Source organism: Staphylococcus caprae, from assembly GCF_002902725.1.
GTDB classification, from domain to species: Bacteria; Bacillota; Bacilli; order Staphylococcales; family Staphylococcaceae; genus Staphylococcus; species Staphylococcus caprae.
In genome coordinates this window covers 1-15120 of record NZ_PPRT01000046.1, presented here as the reverse complement: position 1 = coordinate 15120, position 15120 = coordinate 1, and the positions used below count along the sequence as shown (strand labels likewise).

Genomic DNA, 15120 nt, shown 5'->3' with positions numbered 1-15120 from the left:
CGTGAGCATCGTGACTTGCAAAAGCGAAAGTAGCGATTCCGGCAGTTGCGATTGTAGCTGTAGCGATTTTTTTCATTGATAAATATCCTCCTGAGAATTAAATTATAATTTTTTATTTAATAGTTATGTAACCAGTAGGTTACTCATTTTTTATTTCGTTCTCTTAACGACAAGCAATACTTTAACAGAAAAAAGTACGTTTGTGTGCCTTGTTAACGTTTTGTAATTTTTTGCTAATATTGTTACAATATTGTTTATTTTACTCATCAATTGTCTTTAAAGAGATAAGTTTGATTAAGTTAAAAAAATCACATTTTAATTGTTATCTTCTTGTAAACAATTATTACTTAAAATAAAAGAAATGAAGTTCACTCGAATGTCAGTTCGAGGAATAAACAAGGTTAAAAGAGAACTTAGAATTGTATTAATTGCACTTAATATAAGAAAAATAGTAACTCAACGAGCTAAAAATAATCAAATATCCAATGAAAAAGGCAATTTCTATATTATTTCAATAGAAATTGCCTTCCTTACACTTTTCCAAGGTCTTTATGTCTCAGAGCCTTCCTACGATTAGTCAAGTACTTATAATTAAAATAAGCAATACTTAACTAAATCGTTCAATTTTAATTTTTTGAATAAGGTGTTAAACTATATTTGATTGTATGATTGGCTAATGTGGGGACATTTGATAATCGTATAATCGATGATTCATTATTAAATAGTGAATCGTTTTTAATAGTCAATTGATACAAGCGACTACAGCGGTCTTATGAGCTTTCTCATGAGACTGCTCTTTTAATTTATAGTAGTAGTCGACAATGTGATTATCATATCGATGTTGCCCACGTAGGATGTTCATTACAATAAGATACAATAGTCGTCTCGCATTTTTATTTCCTCGTTTATTAATTTTGTTCTTGTAATGTGTTGCTCCTGATTGATATCAATCCCTACATAAGCATTTAATTGTTTAATTGTTTATTCGTTTTAAATCTAGTTATGTCACCCAGTTCGCCGATAATCATGGTAGCTGTAATCTCACCAACTCCAGGAATTGAATGAATAATTTCAAAGCAATCAAGTTGTTTTGCTAATTGAACCATCTCATCATCTAATTTTTCATTAATATTATTGATGATTTAATTTGTTGAATGAGAAGTTGAGCTTTTTCTACTAAAAATGAGTTCACTCCTACATTAGGATAGCTTTCTTGTGCAAGTTTGATTAATTTTTTTGCGTATTTTTCAGCTTTTAGTAATGATAATCCTTTATCTGTTGAATTCAAAATGAGTGTAATCAATGTATCTAGATTATACTCAACGACATGCTTCGCATGTGGAAATGCTTCAGCTATATTAAGTGCTATCATTGAATAACGGTTTTCAAATAATTTCTCTAGCCCTGGAAATGTTTGATGTAAGACTTCAATCATTTCTACTTTTAAACGATTTTGGTTATTTTCGATTTCAAGATGAAATCGAGCACGTTCCCGTAATTCAATGAAAATACCTGAATTAACTGTTTGAGATTTAGAAGCTGAAACATAAGGTGCTAAACGTACTAATTTGTGTGGGTCTGCTTGATCTGTTTTCCAAGATCTTAAAGAAGACGTTTTAAATTTTACTTCTAAAGGGTTCATTTCAACATAGTCAATTTTGTTAATCCGACAAAAGTGAGCCATACCCCTAGAATAGATGCCTGTCGATTCAAAAATAAATCGACATTGATCAAAGTGACTCAGATATTTTAATAGATAGTTATAACCATTTTGATTATTTTGAATGGTAAATTCCTTTTGGAATTTTTCATTTTTATAATGTGCAACTGCACTACTTTTCTTACTAATATCAATACCAAAATAGTCGATTGTGAATGCCTCCTTTAATATTTTTTTGAGAAGCATGAACTTTACTTAACCTTTTTCATTTCACTTTCCTTTACACGGCTTCAAGAGCCCAACATACTACAAACGAATTTCAAAAGGCGAGAGTAAAGCTGACTAGTTTAATATACGGGTTTAAAACCCAAGAGGCCGAACAATCTACTTCTCTCTCCAACTATAAAAAATAGCCGTGAAGAAATCTATAACGATAGATTTTTTCACAGCTAATCTTAGTATGTTTAATCTCTATGATAACTGTCACGGAAAAGATAGTAAAGAAGCATATTTATAACAATATATAGCATTATAAATATTTTGTTAAAATTGTAAATATTAAGTGTAACATATTGAATTATAGTTAAAATATCGAACAGAATAATATGAACTACAATAATGAAATGTAATTGCATAATGCATTATAATTAGAGTTGTTAGCTATTCATCCAAAAAAATATTTTTAATAATATGTAATGAAAATGAAATATTATTAGTATAGACTTTTTATTTAAAAGGTGAAACAATATAAAAGTATTATAATTTATATTGAAAAGGGGATTTGAAAATTATGAAAAATTGCTTTGATAATGCGAAGAAATATTCTGTTAGAAAGTTTTCTATTGGTGTTGCATCGATTATAGTTGGGAGTATAGTTTATTTGGGAACGTCGAATGAAGCATTTGCAAGTGAAAATAGTTCTAATATGTCTGTCTCAACTCAAACGGCTCAAACTTCCGACTCTTTAGAAAACAATTCTAAATCAATTGAAGAAGCAACACCTAAACAAAATAAAGAAGTCGCAGAAGAGGCATCGAAACCACAAGAACAAACAGGGGTTGCGAAAGAAGAAGCAAAACCACAAGAACAAACAGAGGTTGCAAAAGAAGAGGCATCGAAACCACAAGAACAAACAGAGGTTGCAAAAGAAGAAGCGAAACCACAAGAACAAACAGAGGTTGCAAAAGAAGAGGCATCGAAACCACAAGAACAATTAGAAGTTACAAATAAAAAAGAAACAAAATCCAAAAATAAATTAGAGGATAAGGATTCATTATCAAATGGTCAACAAATTAACCATGTACATAATCCATTAAAACGTACTAAAACTTTAAACATGCAAAAAAGCTCTAATAAAACCGCTACCTTAAAAAATAAAACTAAATCAATTACTACATATACTAAAAAGGCTACAAAAAATTATGTTGTGAAAAGTGGAGATACTTTAAGTGGAATTGCCGTTAAATTTAAAACTACAGTAAAAGAATTACAATCGTTAAATAAAATAGCGAATGCTGATGCAATTCAAATTGGACAAGTAATAAAAGTACCAGTTGATTCGTCTTCTAAACCAAGTAAACCTAGTGGTAGTACTTCTGGTATTATGAAATATCTTAAAACTTTAGAAGGAAAGGGATGGGATTTTGATAACCAATACGGTTGGCAATGTTTTGACTTAGTTAATTTTTATTGGAACAAATTATATGGACACGGATTAAAAGGTGTTGGAGCAAAAGATATACCTAATGTTAATAATTTTAGTGGAGAAGCTAAAGTTTATAAGAATACACCATCATTTAAAGCTCAACCTGGTGATTTAGCAGTATTTGGTAGTAATTATGGAGAAGGTTATGGTCATGTGTCTATTGTTACGAATGGTAACTATGACGGGAAATTAATGCAATTCGAGAGTTTAGATCAAAATTGGAGAGGAGGAGGATCAAATAAAACTGAAGTTGCTCATAGAGTAGTTCATGCATATGAATCGAATATGTATTTTATTAGACCATATAAAAAATTATAAACAATTAAATAGTAATGAATAAACAAGAAGATTTCAGCTCAAAATCAGCTGGAATCTTTTTTTTTATGCAATTTTTTAATTGTGTTGAATAAAGTAACTTAAACGTTTCATGCCTTATATCGAAGGGAATATAAACGAATAACTATCAATCGGTTTCTGTATCTTTTAAAGAAAGCTGTGAAATGATGAAGAACATTAAAAAGTTAGCTTACTTAGTGATTTTACATAGTGCTTTCTGGTTTTCAGTTCAGATGAGTATCGCACAATTGGGTACTCGTATACCATTACGCTTCTTTGATAAGAATGCGCACTTTTTTCGTCCTTTTCAATGGGAAAAAGGTGGTCAAATTTGGGGCGATACACTCCAAATAAGTAAGTGGAAAAAATTGATCCCTGAAGGTACAAAACTCAATAGTGCGATTTATGATAAAAGTGATTTAACTAATAATATAGAAGAAACGCGTCATTTATTATTGGAAATGAGAAGAGCCGAATTGGTTCATTGGTTATCAATGGTTCCTCTGATTGTGTTCATTAAGACACCTAAATACATAAAATATATCAATCTGTTGTATGTCGTATTTAGTCATGTACCTATCATTATTGTTCAGAGATATAATCGACCGAGAATTGAACGATTCATTCGTTTAGTTGAAAAGCGAGGGAAGAAATGATGACAAAGTCAGTTATTGTTATAGGTGGCGGATTAGGTGGTATAGCTGCTGCAATACGAATGGCTCAAAGTGGTTTCAACGTGAAATTATTTGAACAAAATAATCATATTGGTGGTAAAGTCAATCGCTTAGATGAAAGTGGGTTTGGTTTCGATTTAGGACCGTCGATATTAACGATGCCTTATATCTTTGAGAAATTATTTAATTACAGTGATAAAAAGATGTCAGATTATGTCGAAATTGAACGTTTACCATTGCAGTGGAGAAATTTCTTTCCAAATGGTGAAACGATTGATCTATATGAAAATAATGAAGCTACAGTATTAAACAACGTGCAATTGAATGAGAAAGATAAAGCAGAACTTGATCGATATTTTAAATACACTGAACGTATTCATCGTTTTACGGAAAAGGGGTACTTTAATCAAGGTCTTGATACATTACCTGAAATATTAAAATATCATGGACCATTGAAAGCGTTACATGGTTTTGATTACTTTTCAACGATGCAACAGGCCATTCATCGATATATTTCAAATCCGAGATTAAGGGAAATACTGGGTTACTTCATTAAATACGTAGGTTCATCATCCTATGATGCACCAGCAGTGCTTTCAATGTTATTCCATATGCAACAAGAACAAGGATTATGGTATGTCAAAGGAGGCATACACCACTTGGCTCAAGCATTAGAGCAACTTGCGATTGAAGAAGGCGTAGAGCTTCATACGGGAATATCTGTGAACAATATTAAAACGTATCATCATAATGTCACTGGTGTACGTCTTGCTAATGGTGACATCGTTGAGGCTGATTACATTATTTCGAATATGGAAGTCATTCCGACATACAAATATTTGCTTCATTTTAGTCAACAAAAGATCGACCAACTTGAAAAGACATATGAACCAGCGAGTTCAGGGTATGTGATGCATTTAGGTGTCAATCGATCATATCCGCAATTGGCACATCATAACTTTTTCTTTTCCGACGATTCTAAACGAAATTATGATGAAGTCTTTCATCAAAAAGTGTTGCCACAAGACCCTACCATCTATCTTGTGAATTCGAACAAAACTGATTCACAACAAGCACCTGATGAGTTTGAAAATATTAAAGTATTACCACATATTCCATATATTCAAAATAAACCCTTCAAAAAGGAAGACTATGAAGCATTTAAAACACGTGTATTAACTAAATTAGAAAAAATGGGCCTCACTGATTTAAGAAAGCATATGATTTATGAAGATATTTGGACGCCAGAAGATATTCGCCAACACTATCACTCTCATAGAGGTGCCATTTATGGTGTGGTGGCTGATAAAAAGAAAAACAAAGGCTTTAAATTCCCTAAGCATAGTAAGTATTTCGACAATCTGTTCTTTGTAGGAGGATCAGTAAACCCTGGTGGAGGAATGCCAATGGTAACGTTAAGTGGATTTCAAGTCGCTGATAAAATTAATGCAATTGAAGCTCAGAAGGAGTGATCGTAGTTGAAAATGATACAATTCATACTTACTATACTATCTACGATTTCACTCATATGTGGTCGACTTATATTTAATCAAAGACATCGATTACTATCATCACAAAACCGTATCATTCATAGTAATGAAGTCACAATTATTATCCCCGCGAGAAATGAAGAACGTCGGCTACCTCATTTGCTGCAATCGTTGCAAGGACAACAAGGTATTTATGAAGTGATTGTGATGGATGATGGTTCTAAAGACAACACAAAAGAGATTGCACAAACGTTTGGTGCGACAGTGTACGAGACAGAACAGAATTTCGATAGACAATGGTTTGGTAAATCCCATGCCTGTTATCAAGGTGCTACAAATGCACAATCAGAGCTATTAATGTTTGTAGATGCAGATGTAACGTTTGGTCATCCGTATGCGATTGAAAAGATAATAAATACGTATCGTAAACAAGATAATCATGGATTACTCAGTGTTCAACCTTTTCATGAAACGGGTAAGTTTTATGAGAGTTTATCAGCAATTTTTAATTTGATGACGGTTGTCGGGGTGAACCAGTTCTCAAGTTTAGCTCGTCAATCTAATAACGATATTGCTTTTGGTCCTGTTACATTAATGCATCGAGATGATTATTTTAAAACGGATGGACATAAAAATGCACAGCATTCAATTATTGAAGGTTTTGCTTTAGGAGAAAAGTTTGAAAGTGTACAATTACCTGTAACGGTTTACGAGGGTGGCAACGATGTTAAATTTCGGATGTATGAAGACGGTATTCAATCGCTTATACAGGGGTGGACGAAACACTTTTCAATATGGGCAAATAAAACACAACCGAAAATCATGTTAGCTATTGTTATGTGGTTAATGGGTTCAATCACGTCCACTTTAACACTATTGATAAGTGTATTTACCAAGCCTGCATCAAGAATTGTGTCCTACCTATTCTATGTTTTATATACGAGCCAATTTGTACGCTTACATCGAAGAGTGGGCGCTTTCTCAATACTATTGCTCGTATTACATCCGGTTTTATTTATCTTTTTCATATTTATCTTCGCAAATTCTTGGCGACATACGCATTTTTCTAAAAAGGTTGAATGGAAAGGTCGTTCATTTAAAATAAATTAAAAAGTAAACAAATCTCATAACAATTAGGAGGAGAATCATGACAACGAATGAAGAAAATTTTAAATATTGTCATCAAATTATGAAAGAACATTCTAAAAGCTTTTCGTATGCTTTTGACTTCTTGCCTGAACAAGAACGTCAAGCAGTATGGGTGATATATGCAGTATGTCGAATTATAGATAACAGTATTGATGTACATGAAAATTCTCAAATACTAAAAGATATTCATGAAGATATTTCATATATTGAAAGCGCAAGTGATATCAGCCATCACGAATTTAAAAGTAATCAATCTATTATGGAAGCACTATATGTTGTTTCACAACACTACACGATTGAGTACCAATCATTTTATAACCTGATTCAAAGTGTTTATGAGGATCAAAACTTTGAAATGTTTGAAACGGACGAAGCACTTTTAAATTACTGTTATGGAGTTGCAGGAACAGTAGGTGAAGTGCTAACGCCTGTACTAGCTCAGTCACCGAATAAGGAGACGTATGCTACCGCACGTAAATTAGGCGAAGCGTTGCAAATCACTAATATTTTACGTGATGTAGGTGAGGATTTTGAGAATGGCAGAATTTACTTTAGTGAAAGTAGTCTTGCGCGCTTTGATGTCTCCATTGAAAATGAATTCAACCATCGCATTTCAAATCACTATATTGATTTATGGGAATATTTTGCAGCAATCGCAGAAGATGATTATGAAATAGCGTTGTCGAATATTGACACTTTTAATAAAGAAGCACAACCCATTATAGAATTAGCTGCAGTGATATATCGCGCTATTTTAGATGAAGTAAGAAAAGCGTCTTATACTTTACATCGTCGTGTTTACGTTTTAAAACTTAATAAAGCGAAATTATATAGAAAGATTAAAAATAAATATCAGTTATAGGTGGAATGTGGTATGAATATTGCTGTGATAGGTGCAGGTGTCACTGGCTTAGCAGCGGCAGCTAGACTTGCTTCTCAAGGAAATCGTGTAACCATTTTTGAAAAGAATAATCGTATAGGCGGGCGAATGAGTCAATTCACGAAAGATGGTTTTACGTTTGATATGGGGCCATCTATTGTGATGATTCCAGAAGTATATAGAGCAGTATTTGAAGAATGCGGTAAAAATTTTGAAGATTATGTGGAAATGGAACAGTTGCCATATATCTATGATGTATATTTTGGAAAAAATGATAAAGTACGCGTACCGACAGATTTAGCAGAGTTACAAGAAACGCTAGAAAGTATTGAACCTGGTACTACGCATGGCTTTATGTCATTTTTAACGGATGTTTATCAACGTTATGAAATTGCGCGTTATCATTTTCTAGAGAAAACATACAGAAAGGTTTCAGATTTCTATAATTTGGAATCCATCATTCAAGGTTTGAAATTAAAAACGTTAAATAATGCGGATAATTTAATAGAAAATTATATTGATAATGAACGTATTCAAAAATTACTGGCATTCCAAATGCTATATATCGGAATCGACCCCAAACGAGGCCCTTCATTATATTCGATTATACCAATGGTCGAAATGATGTTTGGCGTCCACTTTATTAAGGGTGGCATGTATGGCATGACTCAGGGTTTAGTTCAATTAAATAAAGATTTAGGCGTTGATATACAGCTCAATGCTCAGATAGATGAAATCATCATTGATCCTAAGTATAAAGAAGCGGATGGCGTGAGAGTCAATGGTTTAGTGCAACGATTTGATAAAGTCCTGTGTACTGCAGATTTTCCTTATGCTGCAGAGAAGTTAATGCCGTCTCATTCTCCAGTTAAAAAATATAAACCTAGTAAAATTGAACGTTTAGATTATTCTTGTTCTGCATTTATGATGTATATCGGTATCGATAAAGATATTACTGATGAAGTCATGCTTCATAATGTGGTCTTTTCTAAGCGATTTCGACAAAACATTGATGAAATATTTGGCGGTAGGATTTCAGAAGACCCGTCGATTTACGTTTATGTGCCAGCAGTTGGAGATTCAAGTTTAGCGCCGAAAGGTAAGACTGGATTGTATATTCTCATGCCTACACCTGAACTGAAGACTGGTCAGATTAATTGGAAAGATGGATCAATCATTGAACAAGTGAAAGACATTATTTATCATCAACTAGAAACGATAGATGCGCTAGAAGACGTGAGGTCACACGTTATTTCTGAAACTATATTTACGCCTATTGATTTTGAAAAGGAATACAACGCAAAATTTGGTACAGCGTTTGGTTTAATGCCTACATTAGCACAGAGTAATTATTATAGACCACCGAACGTTTCAAGAGATTACAAAGATTTATATTTTGCAGGAGCAAGCACGCATCCAGGAGCTGGTATACCCATCGTGCTTACGAGTGCTAAGATTACAGTGAATGAAATGTTAAAAGATATTGAGAATGGTGTTTAGGAGAGATGATTTTGTCGTCGGTATAATTAATTTATTTTACTTTGAGGAGGCTGGAACATAATTAATTGTCTCAGCCTTCTTCAACATATTGGCAGTAGATGTCTGAATTGAAAGTGCGCTTATATTAAGCTTCTTTCAATCCTAGCCATCCTTGCCGGCGGGGCCCCAACACAGAGAATTTCTTTTTAAGAAATTCTACAATCAATGAAAGTTGGGAGAGGGATAACGAAAATAATTTTGATAAATTATATTTCTATCTCACTCCCTTTTTAATTTAAAATATAAAGAGAAACAGTATATATAATGAGTGGGGCAACTTTAAATTGATTCAGTTCAGAATATTGTAAATATTGACATAATTAAGGTTGTTGATAAAATTGAAGATAACATAAGGATGTAGATGAATTCGAGGGGGCTTATGATGGTTATTTCAGATAGACTTGCAGCAATTCCTGATAGTTACTTTGGTAAAACGATGGGGCGTAAAGTTGAACATGGACCTCTACCACTGATAAATATGGCAGTAGGGATTCCTGATGGTGAAACGCCCAAAGGCATTATCAATCATTTTTCAGAAGCATTACGTATCCCTGAAAATCAAAAATACGTTGCATTTCACGGTAAAGAATCATTTAAAGAAGCCATTGTGAATTTCTATCAACGACAATATGGCGTAACGTTGCACAAAGATGATGAAGTATGTATCTTGTATGGAACAAAAAATGGACTTGTTGCATTGCCGACATGTATTGTGAATCCTGGAGAAACCGTACTCTTACCCGATCCAGGTTATACTGATTATCTAGCAGGTGTCATGCTGGCCGATGCGAAACCAGTGCCACTTGAACTTGAACCTCCTGACTATTTACCAGATTGGAATAAGATTGACCCACAAACTTTAAAGGAAACAAAATTAATTTATTTAACCTATCCAAATAATCCTACTGGTTCTACAGCCACACAATCAGTCTTTGATGAAGCAATTGAAAAATTTAAGGATACAGATACTAAAATTGTCCACGATTTCGCCTATAGTGCATTTGGGTTTGATGCTAAAAATCCGAGCATTCTTGCCTCGAAAGATGGTAAAGAAGTTGCGATAGAAATCTTTTCATTATCTAAAGGGTATAATATGTCAGGTTTTAGAGTAGGTTTTGCAGTAGGGAATAAAGAGATGATTCAAGCTTTGAAAAAGTATCAAACACACACTAATGCCGGCATGTTCGGAGCATTGCAAGATGCTGCAACGTATGCACTCAATCATTATGACGATTTTTTAGAAGAACAAAATGAAACGTTTAGAAAAAGACGTGATATGTTTGAAGCAAAACTAAAAGAGGCGAAGTTACCATTCGTTCATTCTAAAGGTGGGATTTACTCATGGTTGCATACGCCACCTGGATATAATAGCGAAGAATTTGAACAATATTTATTACAAGAAAAATCTATTCTAGTTGCACCAGGTATACCATTTGGTGAAAATGGGAATGATTATGTCAGAATTTCTCTTGCATTAGATGACAAACAACTAGAAGAAGCAGCGGAAAGATTAACACAACTCGCAAATATGTATGACGTGTAAATGTTAATCAAATTAAAAAAGCATGGAGTGTGGGCGATAATTATATCGCATTTCACTCCATGCTTGATTATTTTAGTTTATTTAGCGTCATAACCTTGGTCTTCGATTGCTTCTTTCATTTGAGCAACGTTGACTTTTGAATCGTCGTATTCAACGCGAACATGTTTTTCATTTAAATTTACTTCTGCAGTATGAACACCATTGAGTTTAGCTAAAGAAGATTCCACTGCATCTTTGCAATGTTCACAGCTCATTCCTTCTACTTGAATCGTTTCCTTTGTCATAAGTCCCACTCCTTATTGATTTTCCGCTTGTTTCTAATTACTATATTAAAACGCACTTGCAAATTTTGAAAGTAAAGTTTACTTAAAGCCTATAATTTCATATTTTTAAGACGAAGTGCATTTGTAACCACACTGACTGAACTTAATGCCATAGCAGCACCGGCAATCCATGGCGCGAGCAGGCCTAAGGCTGCAATTGGGATACCTGCGACATTATAACCAAACGCCCAGAATAAATTTTGACGTATATTGCGAATCGTCGCTTTACTGGCTTTGATCGCTTTAGGTAATAGTAATAAATCTCCGCCAAGTATAGTGATATCTGCAGCTTCAATTGCTACTTCTGTGCCTGTTCCAATCGCAATGCCTATATCAGCTTTTACTAGGGCTGGTGCGTCATTGACACCATCACCAACCATTGCTACGTTTCTTCCTTCTTCTTGTAAAAGTGACACCTGTTCCGCTTTTTGTTCCGGTAACACTTCTGCGATAACTCGGTCAATACCAACCTCTTGAGCAATCGCTTGAGCGGTTTGTTTATTGTCTCCTGTAAGCATAACAACTTCTATATTCATGTTTTGTAACTCAGATACGGCTTGTTTTGCAGTATCTTTTACAGTATCAGCAACAGCAATGACGCCTTTAAGTTCTTGTTCAATCGCAATCATCATAGCAGTTTGACCTTGTCGTTCATATTGAGCAAGTTTCTGTTCATTGTCTGTATCAATCGTGATATCAAAGTCATGCATTAATTTGCGATTACCAATTAATACGTGTGCATGATTAATCATTGCTTCAATGCCATGTCCGGGTCTCGCATTGAATGAGTCATTGTCCAATAAGGAAAGACCTTTATCTTCGGCAAAAGTGACAATGGCTTCTGCGAGTGGATGTTCAGATGCTTTCTCTGCACTCGCTAAAAGTTGAAGTGTCTCTAAATCGCCAGCGAAGTCTGTAACTTTAGGTTTACCATTAGTAATTGTGCCCGTTTTATCTAATACAATCGTGTCGATATGATGCGTGCGTTCTACAAATTCGCCGCCTTTAAATAGAATACCATTTTCAGCAGCGCGGCCGGTACCTACCATAATAGATGTAGGCGTTGCTAGACCTAAAGCACATGGGCATGCTATGACGAGAACAGATATTGCAGCTAGTAATGCAGGTTCAAATTGACCTGTGTGCACGAATAAAATCCACACAAGAAAAGTGACTATGGCAATACCCACTACAATAGGTACAAAATAGCCAGAAATGATGTCCGCTAGTCTTTGAATAGGTGCTTTAGAACTTTGGGCTTCTTCAACGACTTTGATAATATTTGATAAAGCAGTGTCACGACCTACTTTAGTTGCTTTCACATACACTGACCCGTTCTTATTTAATGTTGAACCAATAACAGTATCCCCAATGACTTTCTCAACTGGTATGGATTCACCCGTCAACATGGATTCATCAATAGATGTACTACCTTTAATGACTTCACCGTCAACAGGGATTTTCTCGCCTGGTTTAATGATTAAAGTATCACCCTCGATAACTTCATCAAGTGGGACCATGACTTCTTGATCGTTTCTTAATATACGCGCTTCTTTAGCTTGCAAACTTAATAACTCGCCAAGTGCATTGGTTGTTTGGGATTTAGCACGTGCTTCTAAATACTTTCCAAATAAGATTAAAGTAATTAAGATTGCGCTCGTTTCAAAATATAAATGTGGTTCATTTACGTGGTGAGTTAACCATTGAATCATTTCGTAAAGGCTGTAAAAATATGCAGCACTTGTGCCAACAGCGACTAATACATCCATATTCGCTGAGCCATTACGTAAGTTTTTATAAGCGCCTACGTAGAATTGCCAACCTATAATAAATTGAACAGGCGTAGCCAGAATGAATTGAAACCACGGATTCATTACAATTGCCGGTAGATGAAGCGGAAGTAAATGAACAAACATCATAAGTAATAACGGTGCTGATAAGATAGCTGAAATAATTAAATTCGTGCGTTTTGCTTTGAGTTCTTGTTCTTTACGAGACATTTGTTGATTATCATCGTTGTTTATCGGTTGAGCGTCGTAACCCAATTTTTGAATGCGTTGAATGATTTGATCCGTATTTATGGCATTAGGATAATAAGACACTAATGCTTGTTCCGTCGTTAAATTGACTGTAGTGTGTTGGATTCCTTCAGTTTTATTGAGGACTTTCTCTATACGATTGGAACACGCGGCACATGTCATCCCTGTGATGTCTAATTCTTGCTTTTCTGTTCTAACATCATAGCCTAACTTTTGTATTTCTGAGATAAATGATTTGGAATCATATTGATCAGCGTCATATTTGATCGTTGCTTTTTCAGTGGTGAGGTTAACTTGTGTTGAAACATCGTCAAGGCGATTAAGTTTTTTCTCAATACGGTTGGAGCATGCCGCACATGTCATTCCAGTAATATCTAGCGTAGTTGTTTTATGTGTCATAGGAACGCCTCCGTTTCTTTTCACAAGTTCAATGTACCCCCTATAGGTATATAAGTCAATCTCTTTGTTCAATAATATTGAAAATAAAAACACGTACGTCATCGATAAGAAATACGCACGTGTTTTGCATTTATATTTAAGAAATTGAGTGAACAATCAAAAGATCAGGTATGTGAAATGGAAAAATTGTTGAACGTTTATTTTATTAGTATTGAAAATACAATGATTGTGATTTCAATTTCGGATCGTTGTTACGTTATTTAAATGTATTAGAAAAAGTCAGATGGCTTTAAGTTTTCTAAGTCTAAATCTTTAAAGTTATTGAAGTTAAAGTTAGAGAAATCTTGAACAATTTCGCCACTTTTATCTTGTTCGTAGTAATGGCCTGCTTCATTAAGGATATCGTGGTCTTGGAATGTTTTAATGATTCCTAAGATAATAAGGACTGAAATAACGCCTTTTAATAGTGTCTTCATATTTGGATGGCTCCTTTGTTTATTTCTTGAGATAGATTATACAAGACTTTTTTAGAAAACACATGCATCCATAGTATTGAAATCACATCAAACTTTAGAACTACTTCTTCCAAAGGAAGTTAGTAGTTCTTATGCAATAGACGAAGTCTATTGTAAACCGTGGACTTCTTCCAAAGGAAGTTAGTAGTTCTTGGAAGTTGGAAATAATTCCCAAGAATAATAGTGTTCGAGATTTTTATATCTCAGAATCAAAGATAACTGTATGTATGAAACTACTCAATTATTTTAATACCATTTCAATCAGTAAATTCTCATAATATATCAAAATAAATTAAATCTATCATATCAAAATCATTAATAAATGTAATTAATTAGTAAAATGTAAAAACATTTTAGTTTAGAAATTAATATTATGATACTATTGAGTAAATACTAACAATAAAAGAGAATTAAAATACCAAGTGTATACAATAAAAAAGTCAAAACAGTCAATATTAATTTGACAGAAATAGAATATGAGAAAGTGAAACAGCTCGCAGTAATCTGTCATTTAAATCCAACAAGTTATACATATTTAGTTGTTTTAGGCAATTGTATCAAACCGATGGTAGTAGTTTCTTCAAAACAAAAAGCATCAAATACAAGTGAGAATGATGTGGAAGAAGAAAAAATCAAACATCACGAACAAGAGAACGAAGACCTTCGAAGTATACTACAACATTTTGATAGGAAAGCATTTCTTAACTTTCATACATATAGAGAATCAATAGTTATAAAACGCGTTTAAACATTGAAAGAAAATAGATAAACTCTAAATAATTAGGAGTGGATATATTATGTCTGGACATTATTTTATTGCTATTTTATTTATGGTAATGTATCTGATTATTCATATTATATTCTATAA

11 protein-coding genes and 4 pseudogenes are annotated in these 15120 nt (G+C 33.7%); 11 read left to right on the top strand and 4 right to left on the bottom strand.

The features are described 5' to 3' along the window. Nucleotides 1–367: 367 nt before the first annotated feature. Nucleotides 368–577 (top strand): annotated as a pseudogene (locus tag CD155_RS09760) (IS5/IS1182 family transposase); the annotation flags it as partial. 96 nt (nt 578–673) lie between these two features. Here CD155_RS09760 and CD155_RS09755 read toward each other — a convergent pair. Continuing rightward, nucleotides 674–1870, bottom strand: a pseudogene (locus CD155_RS09755) (IS110 family RNA-guided transposase). Between the two features lie 580 nt (nt 1871–2450). Between CD155_RS09755 and CD155_RS13300 the strand changes: the two are divergent. From CD155_RS13300 to CD155_RS09720, 9 genes and pseudogenes are all read left to right on the top strand, one after another. Beyond that, nucleotides 2451–2516 (top strand): annotated as a pseudogene (locus tag CD155_RS13300) (YSIRK-type signal peptide-containing protein); the annotation flags it as partial. Between the two features lie 561 nt (nt 2517–3077). After that, nucleotides 3078–3212 (top strand): annotated as a pseudogene (locus CD155_RS13295) (LysM peptidoglycan-binding domain-containing protein); the annotation flags it as partial. Next, nucleotides 3189–3683, top strand: coding sequence for a CHAP domain-containing protein (locus tag CD155_RS13250; protein WP_444547468.1), 495 nt, complete (start codon nt 3189–3191; stop codon nt 3681–3683). The pseudogene CD155_RS13295 and the gene CD155_RS13250, both read left to right, overlap by 24 nt. A gap of 185 nt (nt 3684–3868) precedes the next feature. Beyond that, complete coding sequence (locus CD155_RS09745; protein WP_103213217.1) at nt 3869–4357, top strand: glycosyl-4,4'-diaponeurosporenoate acyltransferase CrtO family protein; 489 nt, start codon at nt 3869–3871, stop codon at nt 4355–4357. After that, complete coding sequence (locus CD155_RS09740; protein ID WP_103213215.1) at nt 4357–5847, top strand: phytoene desaturase family protein; 1491 nt, start codon at nt 4357–4359, stop codon at nt 5845–5847. The genes CD155_RS09745 and CD155_RS09740 overlap by 1 nt, the downstream gene beginning before the upstream one ends. A 6-nt stretch (nt 5848–5853) precedes the next feature. Next, entirely contained in the window at nt 5854–6975 is a 1122-nt protein-coding gene (locus CD155_RS09735; RefSeq protein WP_103213214.1) for a glycosyltransferase family 2 protein, read from the top strand. Between the two features lie 37 nt (nt 6976–7012). After that, nucleotides 7013–7876: a phytoene/squalene synthase family protein gene (locus CD155_RS09730; RefSeq protein ID WP_103213213.1), complete on the top strand. Its 864-nt coding sequence runs from the start codon at nt 7013–7015 to the stop codon at nt 7874–7876. 12 nt (nt 7877–7888) lie between these two features. Then, nucleotides 7889–9394: a phytoene desaturase family protein gene (locus CD155_RS09725; RefSeq protein ID WP_103213212.1), complete on the top strand. Its 1506-nt coding sequence runs from the start codon at nt 7889–7891 to the stop codon at nt 9392–9394. A 421-nt stretch (nt 9395–9815) separates the two neighbouring features. Continuing rightward, a complete protein-coding gene (locus CD155_RS09720; RefSeq protein WP_103213211.1) occupies nt 9816–10976 on the top strand; it encodes an aminotransferase class I/II-fold pyridoxal phosphate-dependent enzyme in 1161 nt (386 codons plus the stop codon). A gap of 77 nt (nt 10977–11053) precedes the next feature. Here CD155_RS09720 and copZ read toward each other — a convergent pair whose 3' ends face one another. From copZ to cwrA, 3 genes are all read right to left on the bottom strand, one after another. Beyond that, nucleotides 11054–11260 carry a copper chaperone CopZ gene (gene copZ / locus CD155_RS09715; RefSeq protein WP_070871708.1) on the bottom strand — a complete coding sequence of 69 codons (207 nt, stop codon included), beginning with the start codon at nt 11258–11260 and terminating at the stop codon, nt 11054–11056. 89 nt (nt 11261–11349) lie between these two features. Beyond that, nucleotides 11350–13737 (bottom strand): heavy metal translocating P-type ATPase, encoded by a 2388-nt coding sequence (locus CD155_RS09710; RefSeq protein WP_103213210.1) that lies wholly within the window; start codon nt 13735–13737, stop codon nt 11350–11352. A 269-nt stretch (nt 13738–14006) separates the two neighbouring features. Next, nucleotides 14007–14213, bottom strand: a complete 207-nt coding sequence (gene cwrA, locus CD155_RS09705) for a cell wall inhibition responsive protein CwrA (RefSeq protein ID WP_103213209.1) — start codon at nt 14211–14213, stop codon at nt 14007–14009. A gap of 499 nt (nt 14214–14712) precedes the next feature. Between cwrA and CD155_RS09700 the strand changes: the two genes are divergently transcribed. Next, the gene (locus CD155_RS09700; protein ID WP_103213208.1) at nt 14713–15000 is read left to right on the top strand and encodes a hypothetical protein; all 288 of its coding nucleotides are present in this window, start codon (nt 14713–14715) and stop codon (nt 14998–15000) included. The last annotated feature ends 120 nt before the right edge of the window (nt 15001–15120 follow it).